The organism is Vibrio hepatarius, from assembly GCF_043642085.1.
GTDB lineage: Bacteria > Pseudomonadota > Gammaproteobacteria > Enterobacterales > Vibrionaceae > Vibrio > Vibrio hepatarius_C.
In genome coordinates this window covers 87,592-111,961 of the sequence record NZ_JBHZSA010000004.1, presented here as the reverse complement: position 1 = coordinate 111,961, position 24,370 = coordinate 87,592, and the positions used below count along the sequence as shown (strand labels likewise).

The window sequence follows — 24,370 nt, the reverse complement described above, 5'->3', positions numbered from 1 at the left end:
ATGCAATAAAATTTCGCAATAAAAGTGTCATATTAAGACCTTAAGTTGCTAACACCCCCTCGTCATTCCGCAGAAGGTAAGATTATGAGTACAGAAAAACTGTATATCGAAAAGGAGCTCAGTTGGCTCTCTTTTAACGAGCGTGTCTTACAAGAAGCGGCAGACAAACAAGTCCCCTTAATCGAAAGAATTCGATTTCTTGGTATATTTTCCAATAACTTAGACGAGTTCTATAAAGTTAGATTCGCCGATGTAAAACGCCGAATCTTGATCAATCAAGAACGTGGCGGCAACGATAACTCCAAGCACCTGTTAACTAAGATGCAAACCAAAGCGCTGAAGCTAAATGATCGTTTTGACGAGCTTTACGCTGAGCTAATACGTGATATGGCTCGGCACGGCATCTTTTTAGTTAATGAGCAGCAACTCAGTCCCTCGCAGCAAAAGTGGGTAAAAAAGTACTTTCGCAAAAAGTTACTGCCGCACATTACGCCAATATTGTTACGAGAAGATATCGATGTTCTGCAGTTCCTCAAGGATGAATACGCCTATATTGCCGTCGAAATGCGTCAAGCAGATCGCAGTCAATACGCCTTAATCGAGATCCCAACCGATCACGTGCCTCGTTTTGTCATGGTACCAGAGCAAAAAGGCAAACCACGTAACACCATCATCTTGCTGGATAACATTATCCGTTACTGTCTCGATGAGCTGTTTAGCGGTTTTTTCGATTACGATCAGCTCAATGGCTATGCGATGAAAGTGACGCGCGACGCCGAGTACGACCTCAATTACGAAGTAGAACACAGCTTAATCGAGCAGATGTCTGAAGGCGTAAGTCAACGACTCACAGCTATGCCAGTACGTTTCGTCTACGAGCGAGAAATGCCAGAGCAGATGCTGAGTTTCCTATGCAGCAAACTCCAAATATCCAATTACGACAGTTTGATTCCCGGCGGACGTTACCACAATTTCAAAGACTTCATCGATTTCCCCAATGTGGGTAAGCAGTATCTAGAAAACAAGCCACTGCCACCCATGCAATGCGCGGACTTTATCGGTTATGCCAACAAATTTGACGCGCTCAAAGCGCAAGATATCTTACTCTATTACCCCTACCACACCTTTGAGCACATTAGCGAATGGGTACGGCAAGCGTCGTTTGATCCTAAAGTCACTAGCATCAAGATTAACATCTACCGCGTAGCGAAAGGCTCTCGCTTAATGCGATCATTGGTTGATGCCGTGCACAATGGCAAGCAGGTGACGGTCGTTGTTGAGCTCCAAGCGCGATTTGATGAAGAGGCCAACATCGAGTGGTCGAAGATATTAACCGAGGCTGGCGTACACGTGGTGTTTGGCGTACCTGGGTTGAAGATCCATTCAAAACTATTGCTGATTAGCCGCCGCGAGAATGATGAGATGATTCACTACGCTCACATTGGCACTGGCAACTTTCATGAAAAAAACGCGCGAAGTTATACCGACTTTTCACTACTCACTGCGGATGCAGAGCTAACCAACGAAGTACGCGGCGTGTTTAACTACATCGAAAAGCCGTATCAACCGATTAAGTTTCATCACCTAATTGTTTCACCAAGAAACTCGCGTAAACAACTGTATCGCCTGATTGATAACGAGGTTGCCAATGCGCTGCAAGGAGACAAAGCGGAGCTCATTATCAAGGCCAACAACCTTGTCGACAAAGGTTTAATCAATAAACTCTACGAAGCGAGTTCAGCCGGGGTAAACATTAAGATGATCATTCGCGGTATGTGCTCGTTAGTGCCTGGCATTGAAGGCGTGAGTGACAACATTGAGATCATCAGTATCGTTGATCGCTTCTTAGAGCATCCACGCGTTATCATCGCCCATAACAATGGCAATCCTCTAGTCTATATTTCCTCCGCAGATTGGATGACGCGCAATATTGATCATCGCATCGAAGTGGCAGCTCCCGTGCGTGATGAGCGCCTTAAGCAACGTATTATCGATATCATCAACATCCATTTTACCGATACGGTTAAAGCAAGATGGATAGATAAAGAGATGAGCAATCAATATGTTCTGCGTGACAACCAAGACAAAGTACGCTCACAAGTGGCGATTTACGACTATCTTAAAAACATAGAAAAACAAACCAAGAATCAGAAACGGAAACAGCATGACGCAAACCCATGATATTCGTGATGTCGCGGCCATCGACCTTGGTTCAAACAGTTTCCATATGGTGGTGGCTAAAGTCATTGAGCAAGATCTTCAGCTAGTGAGTCGCCATAAACAAAGAGTGCGCTTAGCGGCCGGGCTAGATGCGCAAAAAAACTTAGACAACGCCTCTATCGAACGCGGTCTGGAATGCTTAGCGATTTTTGCTGAGCGGCTACAAGGATTCGATGCGCAAAATGTTCGAATTGCTGCAACGCATACCCTTCGCCAAGCCAATAATGCCCATATTTTCCTGCAACGTGCTCGTGAGATACTGCCGTTTCCAATCGAGATAATCCCCGGCGTTGAAGAAGCTCGATTGATTTATTTAGGCGTTGCCCATACCCAGCCTCAATCGAAATCGAAATTAGTGATTGATATTGGCGGCGGTAGTACCGAAATGATCATCGGTCAGGGTTTCCAGCCAGAGCTTATCAACAGTAAACAGATGGGCTGTGTCAGTTACACCAATCGATTTTTTGCTGACGGCAAACTATCAGCGACCAACTTTGCTAAAGCGACCCTAACCGCTGAGCAGAAGTTAGAATCTCTCGCTCATCGCTATTGCAAAAAAGGCTGGGAAGTCGCCTTTGGCTCTTCAGGAACGATTAAAGCAATACGAGAAGTCTTAATTGGGCTTGGCCACGACGATGGCATCATTACCCGCAAGCGCTTAGCCAAACTCATAGATACTCTTTGCCAGTGGGAGAACATCGATGATATCGAATTGGCAGGCTTAACGGCGGAAAGAAAGCCTGTTTTCGCCGCGGGTGTTTCTATCCTACACGCGATTTTCCACAGTCTAGCGATCGTTGAAATGCAGTATTCTCAAGGCGCACTGCGCGAAGGGCTCCTGTTCGAAATGGAAGAGAGATTTGAACGCACTGACATACGCATGCGCACCACTGAAAATCTCGCCAATAAACACCTAGTCGATTTAGAGCATGCCGCCAAGATTAAAGCTCAGGCCAAGCTATTTTTGCAGCAAATACACGCAGAGCTAGGCATAAAAACGGATTCGCCTTTGTTTGATCTACTAGAATGGAGCGCGCTGCTGCATGAAGTCGGGCTAAGTATTAGCTTGCAAGCCTTCCACCGCCATTCAGCGTATATCCTTCGACATACCTATATGCCCGGCTTCAATCAAGAGCAACAACAGGTATTAGCAATATTGGTGCGTTTTCAGCGTAAAGCGTTAAAGCTGCACGAGATGGAGCAATTTACTCTGTTTAAGAAAAAGCACATCATTGGCTTAATTCGTATTCTTCGTTTAGCGATTTTGCTTAATGGTCAACGCAATGATGATCCGCTTCCCCCGCTATCCATTGAGATTAACGAAGATAAGTGGGTACTTACTTGTGCCGATAAAGATTGGCTGACCAACAACAAACTGCTTCATGCGGATCTCGTCAATGAACAAGAGTATTGGCAGCAAGCGGGTTGGTCTTTGAGCTTCTAAGTAAAGCGCAACACAAAGGACTTAATTGGTGATACCGACTTTTTCTAGCTCTCGGCGCGCAATCTCAGGGGAGATCGGTACATAACCATCTTTGGCGACTAGCTCCTGACCTTGGCGAGAGAAGATAAAACGAATGAACTCACGCTCTATTGGGCTCAGTGGTTTAAAAGGGTGCTTATTCACGTATACATAGAGGTAGCGTGATAGTGGGTACTTACCTGATAAGATATTTTCTTGGCTTGCTTCTACGTATTGGTCGCCTGATTTAGCAATCGGTAGCAGCTTCACCCCAGAAACTTGATAACCCACACCTGAATAACCAATAGTGTTGATCGCCGAACCGACTGACTGCACTACTGAAGCTGAGCCCGGCTGCTCATTGACGCTACTCTTAAAATCACCGCCACACAGTGCGTTCTTTTTAAAGTAACCATAAGTACCCGATACCGAGTTACGACCAAACAGTTGCATTCCTCGTTTGGCCCATTGGTAGTCCAAACCTAGCTCAGACCAAGTGTTGATCGAGTCTGTCGAGCCACATCTTAAGGTTGCTGAGAAAATGCGATCAAGCTCGGTAAAGTTCAAACCTTTAATCGGGTTGTCTCGGTGGACAAAGATACCAATCGCATCAATGGCAACACGTAGCACGGTTGGTTTATAGCCATGCTCACGTTCAAAAGCTTCTACTTCTCGGTTACGCATCGCTCGGCTCATTGGGCCAAACTGCGCCGTTCTTTCAGTCAAAGCAGGAGGAGCGGTAGAAGAACCCGATGCTTGCACCTGTCCATTAACACTTGGGTAGAGCTGCTTAAACTCTTCGACCCACAGGGTGGTCATCCCGGCTAATGTATCAGAGCCTACCGTTGTTAAATCACCCGTAATTCCGGCAACTTTACTGTAATTAGGTAAGCTCTCACCCTCAGCTAGACTTGGTGCTGATAGAGACAATGAAAGCATTAATGCACCGATGAGCTTTTTCATTAACTCACCACTAAACGGACAGGAAGCGTAAACGAGAACTTACTGCCTACGCCAACTTCACTGCTGATCTCTAGGTGAGAGTCATGGTGAGTCAGGGCATGTTTTACAATCGCAAGACCGAGTCCGCTGCCACCCGTATCACGAGAACGCGCTTTATCAACTCGGTAAAAACGCTCAGTCAGTCGATGTAAGTGCTGTGGCTCGATACCATCACCACTGTCTTCCACTTCTAAATGCGCCCCTTGAGCAGATTGATACCAACGTACCTTGATGTCTGCACCTGCTGGGGTATATTTCACCGCGTTGTACACTAGATTAGAGATCGCGCTGCGCAGTTGATCATCATCGCCTAGCACTCGCAAATTGCTATCGACATTAAATGATAGCTTATGGCCTAAATCACCACTCAAACTCGCCGCTTCTTTCTCCAACACTTCAAGCATCGCTGGCACATTGACGACATCTTCTAGCTCATGCATCGGAGCAGCTTCGATTTTCGATAGCGTCAGCAACTGATTCACCAAGCTATTCATGCGATTAAGCTGTTCAGTCATCACTCCGTGCGCTTTGGTCCACATAGGGCCAACCACCATATCTGGATCTTCAGTCATCTCCAGATAGCCTTGCAGCACCGTCATTGGCGTGCGCAGTTCATGGGATACATTGGCAAAGAAGTTGCGGCGCATGCCTTCAAGCTGCTTAAGCTGAGAGACATCACGTACCACCATCAAGTGCTCACCTTCAGTGTAAGGTACGATACGTAGCTCAAGCATACGCTCGACGTTCAATGGTGAGCGCATCTCTAGCGGCTCGGAGAAATCTTGCTTATTGAGATACTTGATAAAATCAGGGGTACGAATCAAATTGGAAATCGGCTGACCCGAATCATCTGGCCAACGGAAACCCAGTAGGTGCTGAGCAAGCTTGTTACACCAAACAATATTGCCTTCACTGCGAAATACCACGACAGCATCCGGGAGGGATTCGGCACCATTACGGAAACGACGAATGAGGTTGGTTAACTCTTTACGCTTTTTACGCTGACGCTGTTGCAGACGGTAGATACCGTTAAACAGAGACTCCCAGTTACCACTGCCGGACGGCGGCGTTAGACGCTTCTCATCCCACAACCAGGTCGAAAGACGCATTTGATTGTGTAGATGCCATACCAACTGTAAAACCGTGGCAGCTAAAAGCAACCACGGCATATATCCGAAAATCCAGCCTACTATCACCCATGGGGTGTAAAAAAAAGCCAGCTCCCAGGCTAGCTTTTTCCAAGTTAACCGTTCGACCACTTACCTCTCCAAATGGTAAAACCCATTACGCCTTAGTTGAGAAACGATAGCCCGCGCCGCGAACCGTCTGAATCAACTTATCATGACCTGCCGCTTCTAACGCTTTACGTAGGCGACGAATATGTACGTCTACCGTGCGGTCTTCCACATACACGTTAGTGCCCCAAACATTGTTGAGTAGCTGTTCACGGCTGTAAACACGCTCTTGGTGAGTCATGAAGAAGTGCAGCATTTTGAATTCCGTTGGCCCCATATCTAATGGCGCATCGTTTGCTGTCACTCGGTGCGAAACCGGGTCAAGTTTAAGTCCTTGAACATCAATTACGTCTTCTAGTGCGGTTGGTGTCACTCGGCGAATAACCGCTTTAAGACGAGCAACCAACTCTTTTGGTGAGAATGGCTTGGTGATGTAGTCATCTGCGCCTACTTCAAGGCCGCGTACTTTATCTTCTTCTTCACCACGTGCCGTTAGCATCACAACGGGAATGTTGCGTGTCAGCTCTTCACGCTTCATGTGTTTAATGAAGTTGATACCGCTACCACCAGGTAACATCCAATCTAGTAGCACTAGATCAGGGAAGGGTTCAGCCAGTTTAGTTACCGCGCTGTCGTAATCTTCTGCTTCTACTGCTTGGTAACCTTTTTGTTCAAGTACAAAGCAAAGCATTTCGCGAATTGGTGCTTCGTCTTCAACAACCAGAATCCTTCTAGACATAATTGAATAACCTTATGTTAGTTAGTTTATTTGAGCTTATTCAGCTCTTGGCAACGCTAAGCATTATCACTAGCAATTATGACACTTTTGTGACCTTTGAAAACAAATTTTCATATAACTTTCATCCCACTATTGTGTGTTTGCAGTAAGACAAGACGTGCAAAAGTCTTTATTATTGGCAGATCGGATAAAGGTATAGAGAAAGAATATGTGGTTTAAAAACTGTCTGGTTTATCGCTTCAACCGCGAAATCGAATTCAACGCTGACCAACTAGAAAAACAACTGGCTGAGTTTCGTTTTACGCCTTGTGGTAGCCAAGATAAGCAAAAATTTGGCTGGGTTACAGCGATGGGTAAACATGGCGACATGATGACTCACGTGTCTGAAAACCGCATTCTAGTTTGTGCTAAGAAAGAAGAAAAAATGCTTCCTGCATCAGTGATTAAAGACTCATTGAACGCAAAAATTGAAGCGATGGAAGCACAAGAAGGTCGCCCTCTTAAAAAGAAAGAGAAAGACAATCTGAAAGATGACATAGTAATGGATCTTCTGCCACGTGCATTTAGCCGCAGTAGCCATACTTACGTGCTAATTCTACCAAAAGAAGGCTTCATTTTAGTCGATGCTAGCAGCTCGAAAAAAGCCGAAGATGTGCTAGCACTGCTACGTAAAACTATGGGTAGCCTACCCGTTGTGCCAGCAATCCCTGAAAAGCCAATTGAAACCACATTGACCGAATGGGTGAAAACGGGTGAAACGCCTGTTGGTATCCAGATGCTTGATGAAGCAGAGCTTAAATCAGTACTTGAAGAAGGCGGCGTGATCCGTTGTAAGAAGCAAGAACTGACCGCCGATGAAATTCGTAGCCATATTGAAGCAGACAAGATGGTGACTAAGCTTGCGGTTTGGTGGCAAGAGCGCATCGAATGTATTCTAGCTGAAGATGGCAGCATCAAACGCCTCAAGTTCTCTGATGAGCTAAAAGATCAAAACGATGATATCCCACGTGAAGACCAAGCTGCTCGCTTTGATGCAGACTTCTCTTTAATGTGTGGTGAATTCAGTGCATTCCTGCCAAATCTATACGAATGCCTTGGTGGCCTGCCTCATCCAAACGCATAAAGCTGTGCTACAGGTCATTTTAGAATGACCTGTTTAGCTATTGCGACAAGTATGCGCAGACATTGCTCTGCGCATCATTTCAAATATACAACTCACCTCTAGCGACTTGGAAAGCAATAGCTATTCTGGTCATTCACGCCTTGAACAAATTTCGTGTACATTCTGTTCTGGTCACAAGTCACGTTTTGACGTAAAATTTGCGCCCCCGATCCCATGTGGTGGAATCGGCCTGACTTGAGATCAGATTAAGAGAATTACACATGACTGAGAAAGCATTCGTACCAGAGCTACTGTCACCTGCAGGTAGCCTTAAAAACATGCGTTACGCATTTGCCTACGGCGCAGACGCGGTATACGCTGGCCAACCTCGTTACAGCCTTCGCGTACGTAACAACGAGTTCAACCACGAGAACCTACAAATCGGTATCGATGAAGCTCATGCCCAAGGCAAAAAGCTTTACGTGGTATGTAACATCCAACCGCACAACTCTAAGCTAAAAACTTTCATCCGCGACCTTAAGCCGGTTGTAGAGATGGGCCCTGACGCACTAATCATGTCTGACCCAGGTCTAATCATGATGGTTCGTGAAGCGTTCCCTGAGATGCCTATTCACCTGTCAGTTCAAGCGAACGCAGTGAACTGGGCAACCGTTAAGTTCTGGGCAGCTAACGGCGTTGAGCGTGTGATTGTTTCTCGTGAGCTTTCTCTAGAAGAGATCGAAGAGATTCGTGAGCACTGTCCTGAAACTGAACTAGAAGTGTTCGTTCACGGTGCTCTATGTATGGCTTACTCTGGCCGCTGCCTACTTTCTGGTTACATTAACAAACGTGACCCTAACCAAGGTACATGTACTAACGCATGTCGTTGGGAATACAAAGTTGAAGAAGGCAAAGAAAACGACACTGGCGACATCGTAGAGAAGTTTGACCCAGCAGAAGCGCAAGCGGTTGAAGTTCAAGACGAGCGCCCTGAAACGACTATCGGTCGTGGCAAACCAACTGATGAAGTGGTTCTACTTTCTGAAGCGCACCGTCCAGAAGAGAAGATGGCGGCTTACGAAGATGAGCACGGCACTTACATCATGAACTCGAAAGACCTACGCGCAATCCAGCACGTTGAGCGTCTGACCAAGATGGGTGTTCACTCACTGAAGATCGAAGGTCGTACTAAATCTTTCTACTACTGTGCTCGTACTGCTCAGGTTTACCGTAAAGCGATTGATGACGCTGTTGCTGGCAAACCATTTGATGAGAGCCTAATGGGCACACTAGAGAGCCTGGCACACCGTGGTTACACCGAAGGCTTCCTTCGTCGTCACACACACGATGCTTACCAAAACTACGACTACGGTTACTCTGTATCTGACGCTCAACAATTTGTTGGTGAATTCACTGGCAAACGCCGTGGTGACCTAGCGGAAGTTGAAGTGAAGAACAAATTCATTGTCGGTGACAGCCTTGAGCTAATGACGCCAAAAGGCAATGTCATCTTCACGCTGGAAGCGATGGAAAACCGTAAGTCAGAAGTTATTGATGACGCAAAAGGAAATGGCCACTTCGTATTCATTCCAGTTCCACAAGATATGGATCTAGAATACGGCCTATTAATGCGTAACTTAAACGATGGTCAGGATACCCGTAACCCAACAGGTAAATAAGCATGGCTTTACTGATCACTGATAAGTGCATTAACTGTGACATGTGTGACCCAGAGTGTCCAAATGGCGCGATCACTATGGGCGACTCAATCTTTGAGATCGACCCAGACCTATGTACTGAGTGTAAAGGTCACTATGAGAAGCCAACATGTCAATCAGTCTGCCCGATCACTAAGTGCATCATCACCGATCCAGACCATGTTGAGACTGAAGAAGAACTGCTAGAGAAGTTCGTTATTATTCAGGGCTTAGCCTAATATTGGTTAATAAAAACGCCGCTCACTGAGCGGCGTTTTTTTATTCTAAATCGTATTAGCTGTTATCTAACAACTGCTGGCACTGAGCCGGTATCACTTTCAATTTTTTCTTTTTCGGCTTTGTAGATGCCACTTTTGGCGCCGCTGGTTTCGGCTGCGGTTTCCAGCTTGCTAGCTCTGCCCCACAACCATCCCCTTTAGGCGGCTCGGCTTGAGGTTTGCAGTTCTGGCTCCCTTCCGGGCAGTTCAGACGCACATGCATGTGGTAATGATGCCCCCACCATGGACGCACTTTTCGCAGCCACTCTCGATCGCTGCTTTGTTCCGTTGCACACAGTTTCTCTTTGATCACAGGGTGAACGAAAATACGTGCAACCTGCTCATCGCTGGCGGCAAATTTCATTAACTCGAAATGACGTTCATCCCAGTTGTTTTTGAGTAGCTGGTACTGCTTTAAGTTGACCACACTATGAGGCGTTGGCTTTGCTAACTGAGGTTCGGAAAGCGGCATGTCCGCTAACTTAAGCCAAATATCGATATCTAACCCCGTTTGGTGGCTAGAATGCCCTGATGAAAAGCGCCCACCTTGCGGCAAAGATATATCACCAATCAAGATATTAGTTTTTAGCTCATTACGTGACAGGTCAGCTAAACGCTCAATAAAACCGATCGCATTCGGATGACCATAATAACGCTCACGTTGACTACGGATAACCTGATAGCCTTCCCCTTCTAGCGGTAAAGCGGCACCACCAGACAAGCAGCCATTGGCGTAGCTACCAATCGCTTGGGGTGAACCATTTGAAGGAACGTCTATTTGCTCCCAGGGAGTCGCAGCTACCGAGGAAGCAAACAGTAAAGAAGAGAATAGCAAAGGCAGCTTACCCCATGTATCTAGACTAGCCTGCATTGCTTTCTCCTCTTACTTAAAATGATTAACTGAGCTAATTAGTAGTGCTCGCCATTATCGTAATAGCCTTTAGCGTCAAGCGCTTTAAAAATCACCGCAACATCAACATCTTCACCAATCACACCGCGAATCTGCGACGTCACGACCTTAGCGACCGCATCTTGAACTTCTTGGCCACGATCAAACCACAACACCTCAACAAACGGATAAGCACTGCTCACTTCCCCTTCGTGGAAGAATGTTGAATAGATATATTCAAAGGTAAAGTCTTCACGAGGGCAGTCCATTAAAGGCTGAAGTTCATCAATTAGCGGCTTAGAGAGCATTTGTACTGTCTGCGGCTCTACTGCTCGAAAACGTAAATGTGGCATAACTTGCTTCCTATTTATTATTTTCATTCATCATAGCAAGTTATCACTCGAAGTCTGTAGCCTCTATTTAAGTGTGCGACAAGATCGCACAATATTCACCCAACACATTCACTCTGCTCAATCGCGAGACATAAAGCGCAATGAAATGATCTCACCATCACTGATTAATTCAGCACTCCACAGCGAAGATTGCCATACCAGCTTCCTCGGTGCGGTTTGAGGATAGCGATTGATAAATTGTACTAACGCTGCGTTGACCTCGCTAACTGAGTGTTGCGAGCTCTGCTGCGAGATATCAAAACGTTCTCCCATAACTTCTACGCTCAGCAAAGAAAAACCATCACTGCGTAGATTGAGTTGAAGCTGAGATAGTTGATGGATAGAAAACTCAGTCATTAACTCGATCTGCAGCGCAGACTGCGATACTGCTGCCTGAGCAAAGTAATTCCCTCGGTAATAGGTAAGATTATCTTCACACCAGAGTTGTTGATCACACTCTTGCCATGAACTGAGAACGCTTTGAGTCATCTCGTCTGGGCTAGTAGAGAAAGTTAATGTATTGGCCGATAAGCTAGAGGCTACTAGGGACAACAACAGTGCAAACACTCGCATTCATCACTCCGTTAAAACAACAAAGCCGCTGAATAACAGCGGCTTTGATTAGGATCGTTGACTCAATACCTTATGGCATCTCATCAAATTCTGCACCTTCTTTTTCTACTTGAGGTGGCATTAGGTGTTCTTTAGTAATACCTAACTTCAATGCCAGTGCCGAAGCAACGTAGATTGAAGAGTATGTACCCACGGTAATACCAAGTAGAAGTGCGGTTGCGAAACCGTGAATCATCGCACCACCTTGCGTAAACAGAGCAATAACTACGAACAAAGTAGTGCCCGATGTAATCAATGTACGGCTCAACGTTTGAGTAATCGAGCTGTTCATAATTTCAGCGGCTTCGCCTTTACGCATCTTGCGGAAGTTTTCACGAATGCGGTCAAATACAACGATGGTATCGTTGAGCGAGTAACCGACAACCGTTAGAAGTGCCGCAACAATGGTCAAGTCTACTTCGATTTGCATCAAAGAGAAGATACCAAGCGTAATAATAACATCGTGAGCAAGTGCCAATACCGCACCCGCCGCCAGACGCCACTCAAATCGCACCGATACGTAGATCAGGATACAGATTAGAGAAACGAGAATCGCAAGACCACCAGCTTCAGTAAGCTCATCACCTACGTTAGGGCCAACGAATTCAATACGGCGCATTTCAACGCTTTCACCCGTACCGTCCTTGATAGCATTAAGAATCTGGTTACCCAGCGTCTCACCCGCCATATCATCACGAGGACGCAGACGAACCATTACGTCACGCGCACTACCGAAGTTCTGCACCGTTGCATCACCAAAGCCTTTTGCTTCTAGCGCACCACGAATATCTTCAAGGTTTGCTGGCTGCTCAAAACCCACTTCAATCAAGGTACCGCCAGTAAAATCTAGACCCCAGTTCAACCACTTAGTTGATAGAGTAAAGATTGACGCACCAATCATTAGGATTGAGAACACAAATGCCAGCTTCGACCAACGCATAAAGTCGATCGTATTTTCTGCTTTTAGAATCTGAAACATACTAATTCCTAGCCTTAGATCGACAGTTTTTTGATTCGCTTACTACCGTATGCAAGGTTCACGATACAACGTGTACCTACAATGGCTGTAAACATAGAAGTTAAGATACCGATAGACAGTGTCACGGCGAAACCTTTGATCGCACCTGTACCCACTGCAAATAGGATAATCGCAGTGATTAGTGTGGTGATGTTCGCATCGGCAATGGTACTGAACGCGTTAGCATAACCTTGGTGAATCGCTTGCTGTGGACTGCGTCCATCACGAAGCTCTTCACGGATACGCTCAAAGATCAGTACGTTGGCATCAACCGCCATACCGACAGTCAGTACGATACCGGCAATACCTGGTAAGGTCATCGTTGCACCCGGAATCATCGACATCACACCAATGATCAACACTAAGTTAGCCATAAGCGCTACGTTCGCAATCAGACCGAACTTACGGTAGTACATCAGCGTGAATAGCATTACTGCAACCATACCCCAAACCATCGCTTGGATACCCATGTCGATGTTCTGCTGCCCCATAGATGGACCAATGGTGCGCTCTTCAACAATCGAGATAGGCGCAATTAGAGCACCAGCGCGAAGTAGAAGTGCAAGGTTGTGCGCTTCTGCAGCTGAGTCGATACCAGTAATACGGAAGTTACGTCCAAGAGCCGATTGAATCGTTGCTTGGTTAATCACTTCTTCATGCTTGTTCAGAATCACACGGCCTTCAGGAGTACGGCGACCGCTGTCTTTGTATTCTGCGAAAACCGTTGCCATCAGCTTACCGATGTTCTGGCGTGAGAACGTAGCCATCTTGTTACCACCTTCGCTGTCTAGCGAGATGTTAACTTGAGGACGACCATATTCATCAACACTTGAACTTGCGTCAGTAATGCTTTGACCACCTAGAATTACGCGCTTCTTAAGCACAACTGGGCGACCATCACGGTCTTGCTTGATTTCACTGCCCGCTGGCGCACGACCATTCGCCGCTGCGGCAAGGTCTGCTTTTGAGTCCACTTCACGGAACTCTAGCGTTGCAGTTGCACCAAGAATTTCTTTCGCGCGAGCGGTATCTTGAACACCAGGAAGCTCAACTACGATACGGCTTGCACCTTGACGCTGAACAAGAGGCTCAGCAACACCTAGTTCGTTTACGCGGTTACGTAGAATCGTAATGTTCTGCTCTACCGCATAGTTGCGAATTTCAGTTAGACGTTGCTCAGTAAAGGTTGCGGTCAATGCAAAGCGACCATTCGACTCAGAATCAACAAAGATCATCTCCGGATGGTTTTTCTTTAGTAGTGCTTCTGCTTCAGCAAGCTGCTCTGCGTTGCGTAGCAGAACTTCAACACCATCTTTACCTGCAGGGCGAATTGCGCGGTAACGAATTTTTGCTTCACGTAGTTCACTACGGAATGCTTCTTCCTGTTGACCAACCAGTTTTTCCATTGCAGCGTCCATATCCACTTCCATTAAGAAATGAACACCACCACGTAGGTCAAGACCTAACTTCATTGGTGCAGCACCAATTGATTCAAGCCAGTCAGGGGTTGCAGGAGCTAGGTTTAGAGCAACAATTTTGTCTTTGCCAAGCGCTTCGTTGATGATATCGCGAGCACTGATTTGCGTGTCAGTGTCGTTAAAACGTACAAGAATAGATCCATTTTCGAGAGCAATGGATTTATGAGATAAGCCCTGATCGTCTAGAGCTTTAGTGACAGAATCCAGCGTTGACATATCTACAGAGGCGCCACGCGCCCCTGTAACTTGAATAGCCGGATCTTCACCGTAGAGATTTGGAAGTGCATACAATGCTGCGATAGCGATGGTAAACACCACCATCAGATACTTCCATATTGGATAGCGGTTTAACACAGCGGAGATCCTTTAGCTGTTTATAGAGACTTTAGCGTACCTTTTGGTAGCACTGCAGTAACGAAGTCTTTCTTGATAACGACTTCGTTATTTGTGTTCAGCTCGATAGAGATGTAGTCGTTGTCTTCTGCGATTTTAGTGATTTTACCCACTAGGCCACCGCTAGTTAGCACTTCGTCACCTTTACCCATCGAGCTCATTAGACTCTTGTGCTCTTTAACACGCTTAGCTTGTGGACGGTAGATCATGAAGTAGAAGATCACCGCGAACATACCTAGCATGATTAGCATTTCAAAACCGCCGCCTGCTGGTGCGCCTTCTGCTGCTGCGTGAGCTTGAGAAATAAACATTAAAATATCCTCTATTATTTTTTATTAATGTCCAAGTTGGGCATTCGCCAATTAGTTTCAAGTCTGAGAGTGAGCAATAGAGATCACTCTCTCAAAAATAGCGTGCGTTTGCCTACTTTATTAGCAAAAGCCTCTGGCGTAATGCCAAAGGCTCTAATTCTTAACTTTGTCGATTACTGCTCTTTTGCAAGTGGCGGAACTTCACGGCCACGACGCTCATAGAACTCTTGCACGAACTCATCAAAACGATCTTCATCGATTGCCGTACGAATGCTTTCCATTAGGCGTTGGTAGTAACGTAGGTTGTGAATCGTATTTAGACGAGCACCTAGAATTTCGTTACAACGCTCTAGGTGGTGAAGGTACGACTTAGAGTAGTTTTGACAAGTGTAACAGTCACAGTGCGGATCTAATGCAGTTGTATCTGTTTTGTGTTTCGCATTACGGATCTTGATCACACCGCCAGTCACAAATAGGTGACCATTACGTGCGTTACGCGTTGGCATTACACAGTCAAACATATCGATACCGCGACGAACACCCTCAACTAGGTCTTCTGGCTTACCTACACCCATTAGGTAACGAGGCTTGTCTTCTGGTAACTGAGGACATGTGTGCTCAAGAATACGGTGCATGTCTTCTTTTGGCTCGCCTACTGCTAGGCCGCCGACGGCATAACCGTCAAAACCGATCTCAGTTAGACCTTTTACAGACACATCACGTAGATCTTCGTAAACACCACCTTGAACGATACCAAATAGGTTGTTCGGGTTTTCTAGTTTATCGAAGTGGTCACGTGAGCGCTGTGCCCAACGTAGTGACATTTCCATCGATTTCTTCGCTTCATTATGTGTCGCTGGGTATGGCGTACATTCGTCGAAGATCATTACGATGTCAGAACCTAGGTCTTTTTGGATTTCCATCGACTTTTCCGCGTCCATGAAGATCTTGTCACCGTTTACAGGGTTACGGAAATGTACACCTTTCTCAGTGATAGTACGCATCTTACCTAGGCTGAATACTTGGAAACCGCCTGAATCAGTAAGGATAGGACCGTGCCAGTTCATAAAATCGTGCAGGTCACCGTGCATTTTCATCACTTCTTGACCTGGGCGTAGCCATAGGTGGAAAGTGTTACCAAGAAGGATTTCAGCACCAGTGCCTTTTACTTCTTCAGGTGTCATACCTTTAACAGTACCGTAAGTACCTACTGGCATGAATGCTGGTGTTTGAACTGTGCCACGTTCAAAGGTCAGTTGACCACGACGCGCCACACCGTCTTTTTTCTTAAGATCGAATTTTAACTTCACGAAGCCTCCGGTTGTCAGAGAAACAGTCTGACATTAAGTTCAGAGCTTTAAGCTCTATGAGGAGCGGTCGCCTTCCATGCGAGAGGTATGCTACTTGAGCCTACTTCCTAGCTTACTGCTAGCACTCGTAAATTGTTTGCGTTCAGCTCAATGCTGAACATAAGAGATTCCCTACTCGTTCGTCCCTCACTCTATGGAATGACGGAGTTTCAGTGCCTCACTCCTCGAATGACATATTAGGCTCTCACAGCCAACGTTTGTCATTCCTGAATCGAGGTACGAGATGTCAGGAATCTCTCAAAGTAATCTATACCGTTTTCTTTTTGATGAACATCGAGTCGCCATACGAGAAAAAGCGGTACTTGTTCTCTACAGCGTGCTTATACGCGTTCATCGTATTGTCATAACCTGCAAAAGCACTCACTAGCATGATTAGCGTTGACTCTGGCAGGTGGAAGTTAGTGATTAAACAATCCACTAACTGATATTCGTAACCAGGGTAGATGAAGATCTCGGTATCACCGAAGAAAGGAACTAACTCAGTCCCCTTCTTAAGTGAATCTTGCGCTGCGCTTTCTAGCGAACGCACCGATGTCGTACCAACAGCAATAATTCGGCCACCACGTGCTTTCGTGGCATTAATTGCATCGACGACTTCTTGAGGTACTTCAACGTATTCAGCATGCATGTGGTGCTCATGGATATCATCCACTTTCACTGGCTGGAAAGTACCTGCACCTACGTGTAAAGTAACATACGCAAACTCTGCGCCTTTTGCTTTGATCTTCTCAAGCAAAGGTTCATCAAAGTGAAGGCCTGCTGTTGGCGCAGCTACTGCACCCGGCTTTTGATTATAAACCGTTTGGTAGCGCTCTTTATCAGAGTCTTCATCTGGGCGGTCAATATATGGAGGAAGTGGCATGTGACCGATTTCTTCCAGTACCGCTAGAACGTTCTGCTCTGAGTTAAACTTTAACTCAAACAGCGCATCATGACGCGCAACCATCTGGGCCGAAAACTCATCATTCTCACCGACAAAAATCGTACTGCCTGGCTTAGGTGACTTTGAGCAGCGAACGTGAGCCAAAATACTCTTTTCGTCCACAACACGCTCGACTAGTACCTCTAACTTACCGCCTGACTCTTTACGGCCGAACATGCGCGCAGGAATCACTCGAGTATTATTGAATACCACTAGGTCACCCGGTTGTACTTGGTCTAGTACATCGGTAAACGTGCCATCGGTTAGCTCACCGCTGTTGCCGTCCATTTGCAGTAAACGGCTTGCTGTGCGCTCTGGCTGAGGGTAGCGAGCTATAAGCTCATCCGGTAAGTCAAAGTGAAAATCTGATACTTGCATGTTACTAATCTTTTGTCGTGGTTTTACTGTGAGTCGAACTGATTCTGTCACAAACAGACGACGAGTTTTTCGCAGCCGACTAGTATATTGTGCATGAGAGCAATATCAAGAAAAGAGATGTGAATTATTGTAATCATTTGCCTTAATTTGCTCGAAAGCCCATCTATTTCCCTGCTGAATTCTTCACCAGTTGATTTACCGCAAAAAAGTCGTGGTTATAGCAGTAAAAACAGGTTTAGCTCTCAAACTCAGTTGAAGAAAATTACTATATTTAAAGAGCAAAGAATAATAACTCAGGAGGCAGCCATGATTAAGGTAGAAGAAATGATGACGCGTAGCCCTCATACGCTTCTTCGCTCTCACAATCTCGCCGATGCAAAAAGCATGATGGAAGCGCTCGATATTCGCCACATTCCAATCATTGATGCAGATAGAAAACTGCTTGGCGTCGTATCTCAGCGAGATGTACTCTCAGCTCAAGAATCTAGCTTGCAAAAGCTCCCAGAAAGTCAGTCTTACACGCTCAACACGCCACTTTTCGATGTGATGAAAACCAGCGTCGTGTCAGTTTCACCACAAGCTGGTTTAAAGGAAAGTGCGATTTATATGCAAAAGCATAAAGTTGGCTGCCTACCTGTGGTAGAAAAAGGCGAACTTGTCGGGATCATCACCGACAGTGACTTCGTCGCGATTGCGATTAACTTGCTTGAACTTCAAGAAGAAGTTGAGCCCGAAGAAGTCGAATAACTTGCTACAGAGTTTGGGTGCTAAGGGCTAATAATAGCTTTTAGCACCAAACGCCCTCACCCCACAGTATCGAATGTAACTGCTACTTCCCATGCACGCTCCCTTTACCTAGTGTCGCTAGGCACTCGACCATAATTGGCCTAGTATTTACTATAAACACCACAGGGGGCTGTGATGAAAATTAAACCATATGAGTTTCAAGATGCCGTTGAGCGTGTCGGAGAATTTAAGCTACGCAACGCGTTTAAGAAATCTAAGTTTATATATGGCACGCAAGGTAACGGCAGTACTATCGTGAAAGGGCTGCATAATTGGGGTAAATGCAGTGGCCTTAGAAAACTCAATTTGTTTGAGACTGGACGACGAGGAGGAGCCTACCTCTCTGAAGGCTGCCAGATGATGGATCTCTATTACGGTCAGGCGGGAACGACTCTTCATCTTAAACGGGACCCCGTCATTGCAGAATTCGTTCACTATGCTATGGATTTTAAAAGCGCTTTTACTATGCGTCGCTCAGGGCGAGATGAGTATATCCATACATTCAAAACTTCCATCGAGGGATGGGATAATAAATCCCCCTCCACCGTCAAGTACAATGGCCTAACCGCAACCAAGGAGATGTCACGTATAATTCGCTGGGGAATTGCCCGCTTTGGCGGTACGCTTATCTTTGAAGGAAAGGACATCTATTACTCTCAAGTCTTCGACCCAAGTGCGCCACGTGTTGGTGATACCGATCTGGAGGCCCGCGAATTATTCAAGTACTTCAAGCCGAACTGTTCAAGCGTCCCTTTTGGCAAAGGTAAGTTGATCTTTTATTGGAATGGCCAAGAAACGATACCAACCAAAAGCCACTTTATATCGAATTGGCAATGGAGTAATAATCAGACTCACACTGACGGTAACTTTGCCAAATCATTAAATGAAAATACGCTTTTTCCAACATGGCGTAACTTTGCGTTAGCCCCGCTTGGCAAACAACCTTTCGCCTCCCCTTAATTAGCACTAAAGCTTTTATCTGCAAAGCGACAACTACTCATTACGCAAAATTTCAGGTCGGCGAGACACCGTCTGCAGTGACGGGCGGTTTCTGACCGACAGCGTTGGCTCTAGTAGCACCAAACGCTGCACTAGCTCACCTTGTTGAATCGCTTCAATCATCATATCGAAACCCAATAACGCAATTTGCCTAATTGGCTGCTTAATACTTGAAAAGCCAAGTGACTGAGCAATAAAAGTGTCATCAAAACCAATGATGTCGACCCTATGACTCACCTTTTGCTCTTGCAATACATTGTGCAGATGACTGGCGGAAATATCATCAGAACAGAACACTGCCTCGAGAGGTTGAGGGTTTTGAGTGATCCATTTTTCAATGTAATCACGCAAAGAATCAGAATCATAAGGCGCAAGAACCGATTCCATTGGCAACTTTTTCCCTAGCCTAGATAACTCGTTTTGATAACCAATGAGCCTATCTGACTTGGTATCACTAGCTCCGATATAGCCCAGATTCCGATAACCCTGCTGAACAAAGTGTCTCGCTGCCAGCTCGCCACCATGCTGATGATGGGTACCGATACTGATAGTGTTGGGTGCTGTCGCCGTAAGCAGCACCACCGGAAAAGGCAGCGCATTCAAGGGCGCTAAGTGCTCTTCTTTTAATGAGCGAGGCACAAGAAATACCCCATCCACTTTGTGATTTATACACTCCGAGAGAAAGGTCTTCTCTAACTGAAGGTTATTGCGGCTATTAAACAGCAACAAGCTGCGGCCATGCTTGTAGGCTTCTTGTTCCAATACATCGACCAGTTGAGAGAAAAACGGATTCGACATATTGCGCACAATCACCGCGAACAGCTTGGTTGGCTTTTTGCGTTTCTGTGGAGGCTTTTGATAATTCAGCTCGGTCATAGCCAACTCGACTGCTTGCTTAGCTTCAATTGAGACACACTCACTACCATTAAGCACTCTAGAAACCGTCGCAATAGAGACACCTGCCCTTTTGGCTACATCACGAATCGTCATTGCTCTTCATCCAGACTTTCTATCAATCAACGTCATATATTAACCCTCATCATGTAACAAGACTTTGTGTTACATCACAACCTATTCTCTATTTGTTCAAAATGCCGTCAAATTGAGTGAATAAAAGTACGTCGCTATTTTCACCTTTTATCAAGCTCTCTATGATTTCTTCAACCCAAGGTTATTAGGTAAGTAACGTGCAACAACAAAAATATAAAACCATCAAAACGGCAACGGAATTAGATAATAAAAAGTTTGAGGAAATAAAATCAAACACTTTATTTCGTCCACTATTTCATATTAGCCCACCACATGGATTGTTAAATGATCCAAATGGTTTTTGTTATTTTAATAACCAATATCACTTATTTTACCAATGGTTTCCATTTGATACTTACCATGGAATGAAACATTGGATGCACTTGACCTCTGATGATTTATTAACTTGGTCTGAGCATGGTTCCAAAATAACCCCTTTAGAAAATTATGAATCTCACGGTGCTTATTCAGGTGGCGCTATGGTCGAAAATGATCTTAGTTACCTATTCTACACCGGTAATGTTAAGCGTGATGATGAACGCGATGCAAACCAGTGTTTAGCGATCTTAGATAAAAACAATCAGGTGACTAAACACGCTCTAAATCCGGTGATTGAATCAGTACCGCAAGGCTATACCGGCCATGTACGCGATCCAAAAATCGTTAAACGTGGCAGCCACTACTTTATGTTGCTAGGCGCTCAGCGAGAAGCCGATTTAAGCGGTGAGATCATCGTGTACCAATCGGCTGACTTACTCGACTGGAAGTTCGCAGGGACGCTGGAGATTCAAGTCAACGGCGACTTTCTTGAGGCCTACATGTATGAGTGTCCTGACCTGCTAGAAGTCGACGGTCATGACGTGCTGATCTTTTCCCCTCAGGGCGTGACTGCTGATGGAACTCGATTCCACAATAAGTTCAACGTTATTTACTGCTTAGGCCAAGTGGATTTCGAACAGCTTACGTTCACCGTGACCCATTGGGATGAACTCGACCGTGGCTTTGATTTCTACGCGCCACAAACCATGGCTAATGCGCCAGACAAACAAACACTGGTTGCATGGGCAGGAACAGATGACCACCTGCCTAGCGAACAACAGGGTTGGATTAACTGCTTGACGCTGACTAGAGAACTAGCCGTTGAAAATAATCGATTAATTCAACGTCCAAGCATTATTAATTCCGATTCATTAATAAAACAAAATGGATATCAATCAAAATACCAAGGAGTTGAACTAGAAAGTTTATCGTTTTCTCTAGAGGTTAATAACTTATCTAAAGAGAAAAATATAACCATTTCTTTGAACACACAAAGTGGTAGAGAGTTAACGCTGACTATCAACAATAACACCATTACTTTAGATAGAGCGTTATATGACCATCACACCCAAGATTGGGAGTATGGAAATAAACGTCAACACCAAACAGATTATGACATTCATAATATTCACTTCATTTGCGATCAGAGCATTATTGAAATTTATATTAATGATGGCAGAGATGTATTTACCTGTCTTTTCTTCCCTGAGCAAGAAAACCACCAGCTAACTATATCGACTGAAAAAGGTGCAGACCTCGATACCCAGCTAACCTACCTTACAATATAATAAAGTGGTGAACAGAATGAATTATGACGCTACCGTAAACGAGATACTAGATAGTATCGGGGGCCTAGACAACATCCGCAACGCTGAGCATTGTGCTACGCGCCTGCGCCTCATCCTTAAAGACAATGACAAGGTCGATACTGATAAAGCAAAAGAGATTAACCAAATCAGCGGTTACTTTTATCAGTCAGGCCAACACCAGTTCATTATTGGTACTGGCAAAGTTTCTCATGTCTATGATTCGCTCAAGCGTGCCTTGGGTGGCGAGTTTGAAACTAGCGACTTCAAACAGGACGCTTTTGCCGGTATGACAGCAAGCCAAAAAATCGTTCGAACCTTAGCTGATATTTTGATCCCACTGATCCCAGCGCTGGTAACAACCGGCTTGTTGATGGGGTTACGCGGAATGATGCTGCACTCAGGCGTCGATTTCTCACCAGAGACATTAGCCTTATTTAGCATGCTGACCGATACCGCCTTTGCCTTCTTACCCGTTTTAATCGCTTATTCTGCGGCAAAGAAATTTGGTGGCAATGCCATTATCGCGATTGTTGTGGGCTTGATGATGGTTGCACCGCAACTGCCTAACGCTTGGGTGGTCGCAAGTGGTGGCGCAGAGCCAATGATGGTCAATCTGCTTGGCATCAACTTCCCACTGGTGGGCTATCAAGGTACGGTCCTGCCTGCAATCTTTGCTGGTTGGTTTGTCTCTTACTTGGAGCGTAACCTGCGCCGCTTTATTCCAGCCAGTATGGACTTAGTCTTTACGCCATTTTTGACCATTACCATTGCGGTGTTCGTCATCCTGTTCGGCTTTGGTCCTATCCTACAAACTATTGAGCACGGCTGTACCTCATTGGTGCGCATGGCGCTCGACCTGCCACTTGGTCTAGGTTACATCCTTTATGGTGCCGTACAGCAGATGATCGTGATCACCGGTCTGCATCACGCACTGGGCGTAATTGAAATTGGCCTGCTTAATGAAACAGGGGTTAATCCACTTCAACCACTAGGTACGGCTTCAATGGCTGGTCAATTTGGTGCTGCAATCGCGGTGGCAACGCTACTTAAAGACAAGATCAAGAAAGGTAATGCTTACAGCGCTTCCATGTCGACACTGTTTGGTATCACTGAACCGCTACTGTTTGGTGTCAACCTTCAATACGGCAAAGTGTTTATGTTTGGTATGGTCGGTGGCGCCGTGGGTGGATTAGTGACTTACGTGCTAAACATTAGTGCAACTGGTATGGGCATCACCTTCATTCCGGGTATCTTACTTTACTCGCAATCATTAACAGCAGTTCTAGGCTATCTAACAGTTATTGCGAGTGCGTTTGCGACCGCTTTTGTCCTGACTCGCATCTACAACCCAGTAAAAAAGAGTCAATAACAATAAATTCATTGGTGTACCGCCTCCTAGGTGCACCAATGACCTAGCCCATCTTGCTATGCTCCGATGGGCGCCTTTGTAAGGAACAAATCATGAATAAAGTTTGGCTCACCGGTGATGCAGTGGTGGATCTGATTCCAGATGGCGACAATACCTACCTAAAATGTCCAGGTGGTGCACCCGCTAACGTTGCGGTTGGCGTTGCGAGACTTTCCGGCCAATGTGGCTTTTTTGGCCGAGTCGGAGATGACCCTCTTGGGCGTTTTATGGCTGAAGTACTTAATCAAGAAAATGTTGATGTAAACAGCCTTAAGCTCGACCCTGAGCAACGCACATCAACCGTGATTGTTGACCTAGACGATCAAGGCGAACGTTCATTCACCTTTATGGTTAAGCCTAGCGCTGACCAGTTTACCCAGCTCGCTGATATCCCCTCTTTTGAAGCAAACCAATGGCTTCACTGCTGTTCGATTGCCCTTGCCAACGAGCCAAGTCGCTCAACGACCTTAGCTGCAATGAAAGCACTGAAAGAGGCAAATGGCTTTGTCAGCTTTGATCCCAACCTACGTGATGAAGTGTGGCAGCAGCCGCAAGAGATTCGTCCAGTTGTGATGAGTGCGATAAAACTGGCCGACGTGGTTAAGTTTTCAGAAGAAGAGCTGCTCTATTTAACGGAGACTTCCTCTCTTGATGAGGGATTAACAGATCTATCTAACTACTCGATTCCACTGGTGCTCATTACCTTAGGTGAACATGGCGCACTGGCTATCGTTAACGGTCAGCAACATCACGTCGAATCCTGCACAGTGAGCGTTGTTGATACCACTGGCGCTGGAGACGCATTTGTCAGTGGCTTACTCGCCTACCTCTCACAGCATGATGATTGGCAACAGGAAGGCAAAGTGATTGAAGCCGTCCGTTGGGGCAATATCTGCGGCGCATTAGCAACTACTCAAAAAGGCGCGATGAGTGCACTGCCCAACCAGTCCTTGCTGCTCTCTTACCTTAACCAATAAAATCGACTGATTGCTGATATCTACGACGTTAATGTCAGCAATTTC

The 24,370-nt window shown here is 45.7% G+C and carries 22 protein-coding genes; 10 read left to right on the top strand and 12 right to left on the bottom strand.

All coding sequences use genetic code 11. The features are described 5' to 3' along the window. The first annotated feature begins 84 nt into the window (after positions 1-84). Positions 85-2,181 (top strand): polyphosphate kinase 1, encoded by a 2,097-nt coding sequence (gene ppk1 / locus ACHUFZ_RS09800; protein WP_394127030.1) that lies wholly within the window; start codon positions 85-87, stop codon positions 2,179-2,181. Then, positions 2,165-3,664, top strand: coding sequence for an exopolyphosphatase (gene ppx / locus ACHUFZ_RS09795; RefSeq protein ID WP_394127029.1), 1,500 nt, complete (start codon positions 2,165-2,167; stop codon positions 3,662-3,664). Before ppk1 ends, ppx begins: the two co-directional genes overlap by 17 nt. 21 nt (positions 3,665-3,685) lie before the next feature. On the opposite strand, the gene ACHUFZ_RS09790 is transcribed toward ppx, so the two are convergent. The 3 genes from ACHUFZ_RS09790 to phoB are packed head-to-tail and all read right to left on the bottom strand — an operon-like array spanning position 3,686 to position 6,658. Continuing rightward, positions 3,686-4,645, bottom strand: a complete 960-nt coding sequence (locus ACHUFZ_RS09790) for a PstS family phosphate ABC transporter substrate-binding protein (protein WP_394127028.1) — start codon at positions 4,643-4,645, stop codon at positions 3,686-3,688. Beyond that, on the bottom strand, positions 4,645-5,943 hold the full coding sequence (phoR, locus tag ACHUFZ_RS09785; RefSeq protein ID WP_394127027.1) for a phosphate regulon sensor histidine kinase PhoR: 1,299 nt from the start codon (positions 5,941-5,943) through the stop codon (positions 4,645-4,647). The genes ACHUFZ_RS09790 and phoR overlap by 1 nt, the downstream gene beginning before the upstream one ends. A gap of 25 nt (positions 5,944-5,968) precedes the next feature. Next, positions 5,969-6,658 (bottom strand): phosphate regulon transcriptional regulator PhoB, encoded by a 690-nt coding sequence (phoB, locus tag ACHUFZ_RS09780; protein WP_053440626.1) that lies wholly within the window; start codon positions 6,656-6,658, stop codon positions 5,969-5,971. A 208-nt stretch (positions 6,659-6,866) separates the two neighbouring features. Here phoB and rdgC point away from each other — a divergent pair, with 208 nt between their 5' ends. The 3 genes from rdgC (at position 6,867) to ACHUFZ_RS09765 (ending at position 9,696) form a co-directional block, all read left to right on the top strand. Continuing rightward, on the top strand, positions 6,867-7,781 hold the full coding sequence (rdgC, locus tag ACHUFZ_RS09775) for a recombination-associated protein RdgC (protein ID WP_004413074.1): 915 nt from the start codon (positions 6,867-6,869) through the stop codon (positions 7,779-7,781). 260 nt (positions 7,782-8,041) lie between these two features. Continuing rightward, positions 8,042-9,439, top strand: a complete 1,398-nt coding sequence (gene trhP, locus ACHUFZ_RS09770) for a prephenate-dependent tRNA uridine(34) hydroxylase TrhP (protein ID WP_004413073.1) — start codon at positions 8,042-8,044, stop codon at positions 9,437-9,439. Positions 9,440-9,441: 2 nt separating this feature from the next. Then, positions 9,442-9,696, top strand: coding sequence for a YfhL family 4Fe-4S dicluster ferredoxin (locus ACHUFZ_RS09765; RefSeq protein ID WP_004413072.1), 255 nt, complete (start codon positions 9,442-9,444; stop codon positions 9,694-9,696). Between the two features lie 55 nt (positions 9,697-9,751). Here ACHUFZ_RS09765 and mepA read toward each other — a convergent pair whose 3' ends face one another. The 8 genes from mepA to queA form a co-directional block, all read right to left on the bottom strand. Beyond that, positions 9,752-10,606 (bottom strand): penicillin-insensitive murein endopeptidase, encoded by an 855-nt coding sequence (mepA, locus tag ACHUFZ_RS09760; protein ID WP_394127026.1) that lies wholly within the window; start codon positions 10,604-10,606, stop codon positions 9,752-9,754. A 38-nt stretch (positions 10,607-10,644) separates the two neighbouring features. Then, on the bottom strand, positions 10,645-10,977 hold the full coding sequence (locus ACHUFZ_RS09755; protein ID WP_394127025.1) for a DUF1904 domain-containing protein: 333 nt from the start codon (positions 10,975-10,977) through the stop codon (positions 10,645-10,647). A gap of 117 nt (positions 10,978-11,094) precedes the next feature. After that, positions 11,095-11,589 carry a hypothetical protein gene (locus tag ACHUFZ_RS09750; protein ID WP_394127024.1) on the bottom strand — a complete coding sequence of 165 codons (495 nt, stop codon included), beginning with the start codon at positions 11,587-11,589 and terminating at the stop codon, positions 11,095-11,097. A gap of 70 nt (positions 11,590-11,659) precedes the next feature. After that, positions 11,660-12,607, bottom strand: coding sequence for a protein translocase subunit SecF (secF, locus tag ACHUFZ_RS09745; RefSeq protein WP_394127023.1), 948 nt, complete (start codon positions 12,605-12,607; stop codon positions 11,660-11,662). 14 nt (positions 12,608-12,621) lie between these two features. Continuing rightward, the gene (gene secD / locus ACHUFZ_RS09740) at positions 12,622-14,478 is read right to left on the bottom strand and encodes a protein translocase subunit SecD (RefSeq protein WP_394127022.1); all 1,857 of its coding nucleotides are present in this window, start codon (positions 14,476-14,478) and stop codon (positions 12,622-12,624) included. A 20-nt stretch (positions 14,479-14,498) separates the two neighbouring features. Further along, positions 14,499-14,828, bottom strand: a complete 330-nt coding sequence (yajC, locus tag ACHUFZ_RS09735) for a preprotein translocase subunit YajC (RefSeq protein ID WP_004747918.1) — start codon at positions 14,826-14,828, stop codon at positions 14,499-14,501. Positions 14,829-15,001: 173 nt separating this feature from the next. Further along, positions 15,002-16,138 (bottom strand): tRNA guanosine(34) transglycosylase Tgt, encoded by a 1,137-nt coding sequence (gene tgt / locus ACHUFZ_RS09730; protein WP_394127021.1) that lies wholly within the window; start codon positions 16,136-16,138, stop codon positions 15,002-15,004. 307 nt (positions 16,139-16,445) lie between these two features. Continuing rightward, positions 16,446-17,498, bottom strand: coding sequence for a tRNA preQ1(34) S-adenosylmethionine ribosyltransferase-isomerase QueA (gene queA / locus ACHUFZ_RS09725; protein WP_394127020.1), 1,053 nt, complete (start codon positions 17,496-17,498; stop codon positions 16,446-16,448). Between the two features lie 306 nt (positions 17,499-17,804). On the opposite strand from queA, the gene ACHUFZ_RS09720 reads away from it, so the two are divergent. Then, entirely contained in the window at positions 17,805-18,245 is a 441-nt protein-coding gene (locus tag ACHUFZ_RS09720) for a CBS domain-containing protein (protein ID WP_394127019.1), read from the top strand. Positions 18,246-18,419: 174 nt separating this feature from the next. Further along, positions 18,420-19,244, top strand: a complete 825-nt coding sequence (locus ACHUFZ_RS09715; protein ID WP_394127018.1) for a hypothetical protein — start codon at positions 18,420-18,422, stop codon at positions 19,242-19,244. Between the two features lie 33 nt (positions 19,245-19,277). Here the strand turns inward: ACHUFZ_RS09715 and ACHUFZ_RS09710 are convergent, their stop codons facing one another. After that, a complete protein-coding gene (locus ACHUFZ_RS09710) occupies positions 19,278-20,273 on the bottom strand; it encodes a LacI family DNA-binding transcriptional regulator (RefSeq protein ID WP_394127017.1) in 996 nt (331 codons plus the stop codon). Between the two features lie 197 nt (positions 20,274-20,470). On the opposite strand from ACHUFZ_RS09710, the gene ACHUFZ_RS09705 reads away from it, so the two are divergent. The 3 genes from ACHUFZ_RS09705 to ACHUFZ_RS09695 all read left to right on the top strand — a co-directional run bounded on the left by ACHUFZ_RS09705 (position 20,471) and on the right by ACHUFZ_RS09695 (position 24,325). After that, positions 20,471-21,919 (top strand): glycoside hydrolase family 32 protein, encoded by a 1,449-nt coding sequence (locus ACHUFZ_RS09705; RefSeq protein WP_394127016.1) that lies wholly within the window; start codon positions 20,471-20,473, stop codon positions 21,917-21,919. Between the two features lie 16 nt (positions 21,920-21,935). After that, positions 21,936-23,309, top strand: a complete 1,374-nt coding sequence (locus ACHUFZ_RS09700) for a PTS transporter subunit EIIC (protein ID WP_394127015.1) — start codon at positions 21,936-21,938, stop codon at positions 23,307-23,309. Positions 23,310-23,401: 92 nt separating this feature from the next. Further along, positions 23,402-24,325 (top strand): aminoimidazole riboside kinase, encoded by a 924-nt coding sequence (locus tag ACHUFZ_RS09695; protein WP_394127014.1) that lies wholly within the window; start codon positions 23,402-23,404, stop codon positions 24,323-24,325. The last annotated feature ends 45 nt before the right edge of the window (positions 24,326-24,370 follow it).

Excerpts from the sequence above, each read along its gene's own strand:
- ppk1 (WP_394127030.1), top strand. The coding sequence starts at position 85 with ATGAGTACAGAAAAACTGTATATCGAAAAGGAGCTCAGTTGGCTCTCT.
- ppx (WP_394127029.1), top strand. The coding sequence starts at position 2,165 with ATGACGCAAACCCATGATATTCGTGATGTCGCGGCCATCGACCTTGGT.
- ACHUFZ_RS09790 (WP_394127028.1), bottom strand. The coding sequence starts at position 4,645 with ATGAAAAAGCTCATCGGTGCATTAATGCTTTCATTGTCTCTATCAGCA.
- phoB (WP_053440626.1), bottom strand. The coding sequence starts at position 6,658 with ATGTCTAGAAGGATTCTGGTTGTTGAAGACGAAGCACCAATTCGCGAA.
- rdgC (WP_004413074.1), top strand. The coding sequence starts at position 6,867 with ATGTGGTTTAAAAACTGTCTGGTTTATCGCTTCAACCGCGAAATCGAA.
- trhP (WP_004413073.1), top strand. The coding sequence starts at position 8,042 with ATGACTGAGAAAGCATTCGTACCAGAGCTACTGTCACCTGCAGGTAGC.
- ACHUFZ_RS09765 (WP_004413072.1), top strand. The coding sequence starts at position 9,442 with ATGGCTTTACTGATCACTGATAAGTGCATTAACTGTGACATGTGTGAC.
- mepA (WP_394127026.1), bottom strand. The coding sequence starts at position 10,606 with ATGCAGGCTAGTCTAGATACATGGGGTAAGCTGCCTTTGCTATTCTCT.
- ACHUFZ_RS09755 (WP_394127025.1), bottom strand. The coding sequence starts at position 10,977 with ATGCCACATTTACGTTTTCGAGCAGTAGAGCCGCAGACAGTACAAATG.
- ACHUFZ_RS09750 (WP_394127024.1), bottom strand. The coding sequence starts at position 11,589 with ATGCGAGTGTTTGCACTGTTGTTGTCCCTAGTAGCCTCTAGCTTATCG.
- secF (WP_394127023.1), bottom strand. The coding sequence starts at position 12,607 with ATGTTTCAGATTCTAAAAGCAGAAAATACGATCGACTTTATGCGTTGG.
- yajC (WP_004747918.1), bottom strand. The coding sequence starts at position 14,828 with ATGTTTATTTCTCAAGCTCACGCAGCAGCAGAAGGCGCACCAGCAGGC.
- queA (WP_394127020.1), bottom strand. The coding sequence starts at position 17,498 with ATGCAAGTATCAGATTTTCACTTTGACTTACCGGATGAGCTTATAGCT.
- ACHUFZ_RS09720 (WP_394127019.1), top strand. The coding sequence starts at position 17,805 with ATGATTAAGGTAGAAGAAATGATGACGCGTAGCCCTCATACGCTTCTT.
- ACHUFZ_RS09715 (WP_394127018.1), top strand. The coding sequence starts at position 18,420 with ATGAAAATTAAACCATATGAGTTTCAAGATGCCGTTGAGCGTGTCGGA.
- ACHUFZ_RS09710 (WP_394127017.1), bottom strand. The coding sequence starts at position 20,273 with ATGACGATTCGTGATGTAGCCAAAAGGGCAGGTGTCTCTATTGCGACG.
- ACHUFZ_RS09700 (WP_394127015.1), top strand. The coding sequence starts at position 21,936 with ATGAATTATGACGCTACCGTAAACGAGATACTAGATAGTATCGGGGGC.
- ACHUFZ_RS09695 (WP_394127014.1), top strand. The coding sequence starts at position 23,402 with ATGAATAAAGTTTGGCTCACCGGTGATGCAGTGGTGGATCTGATTCCA.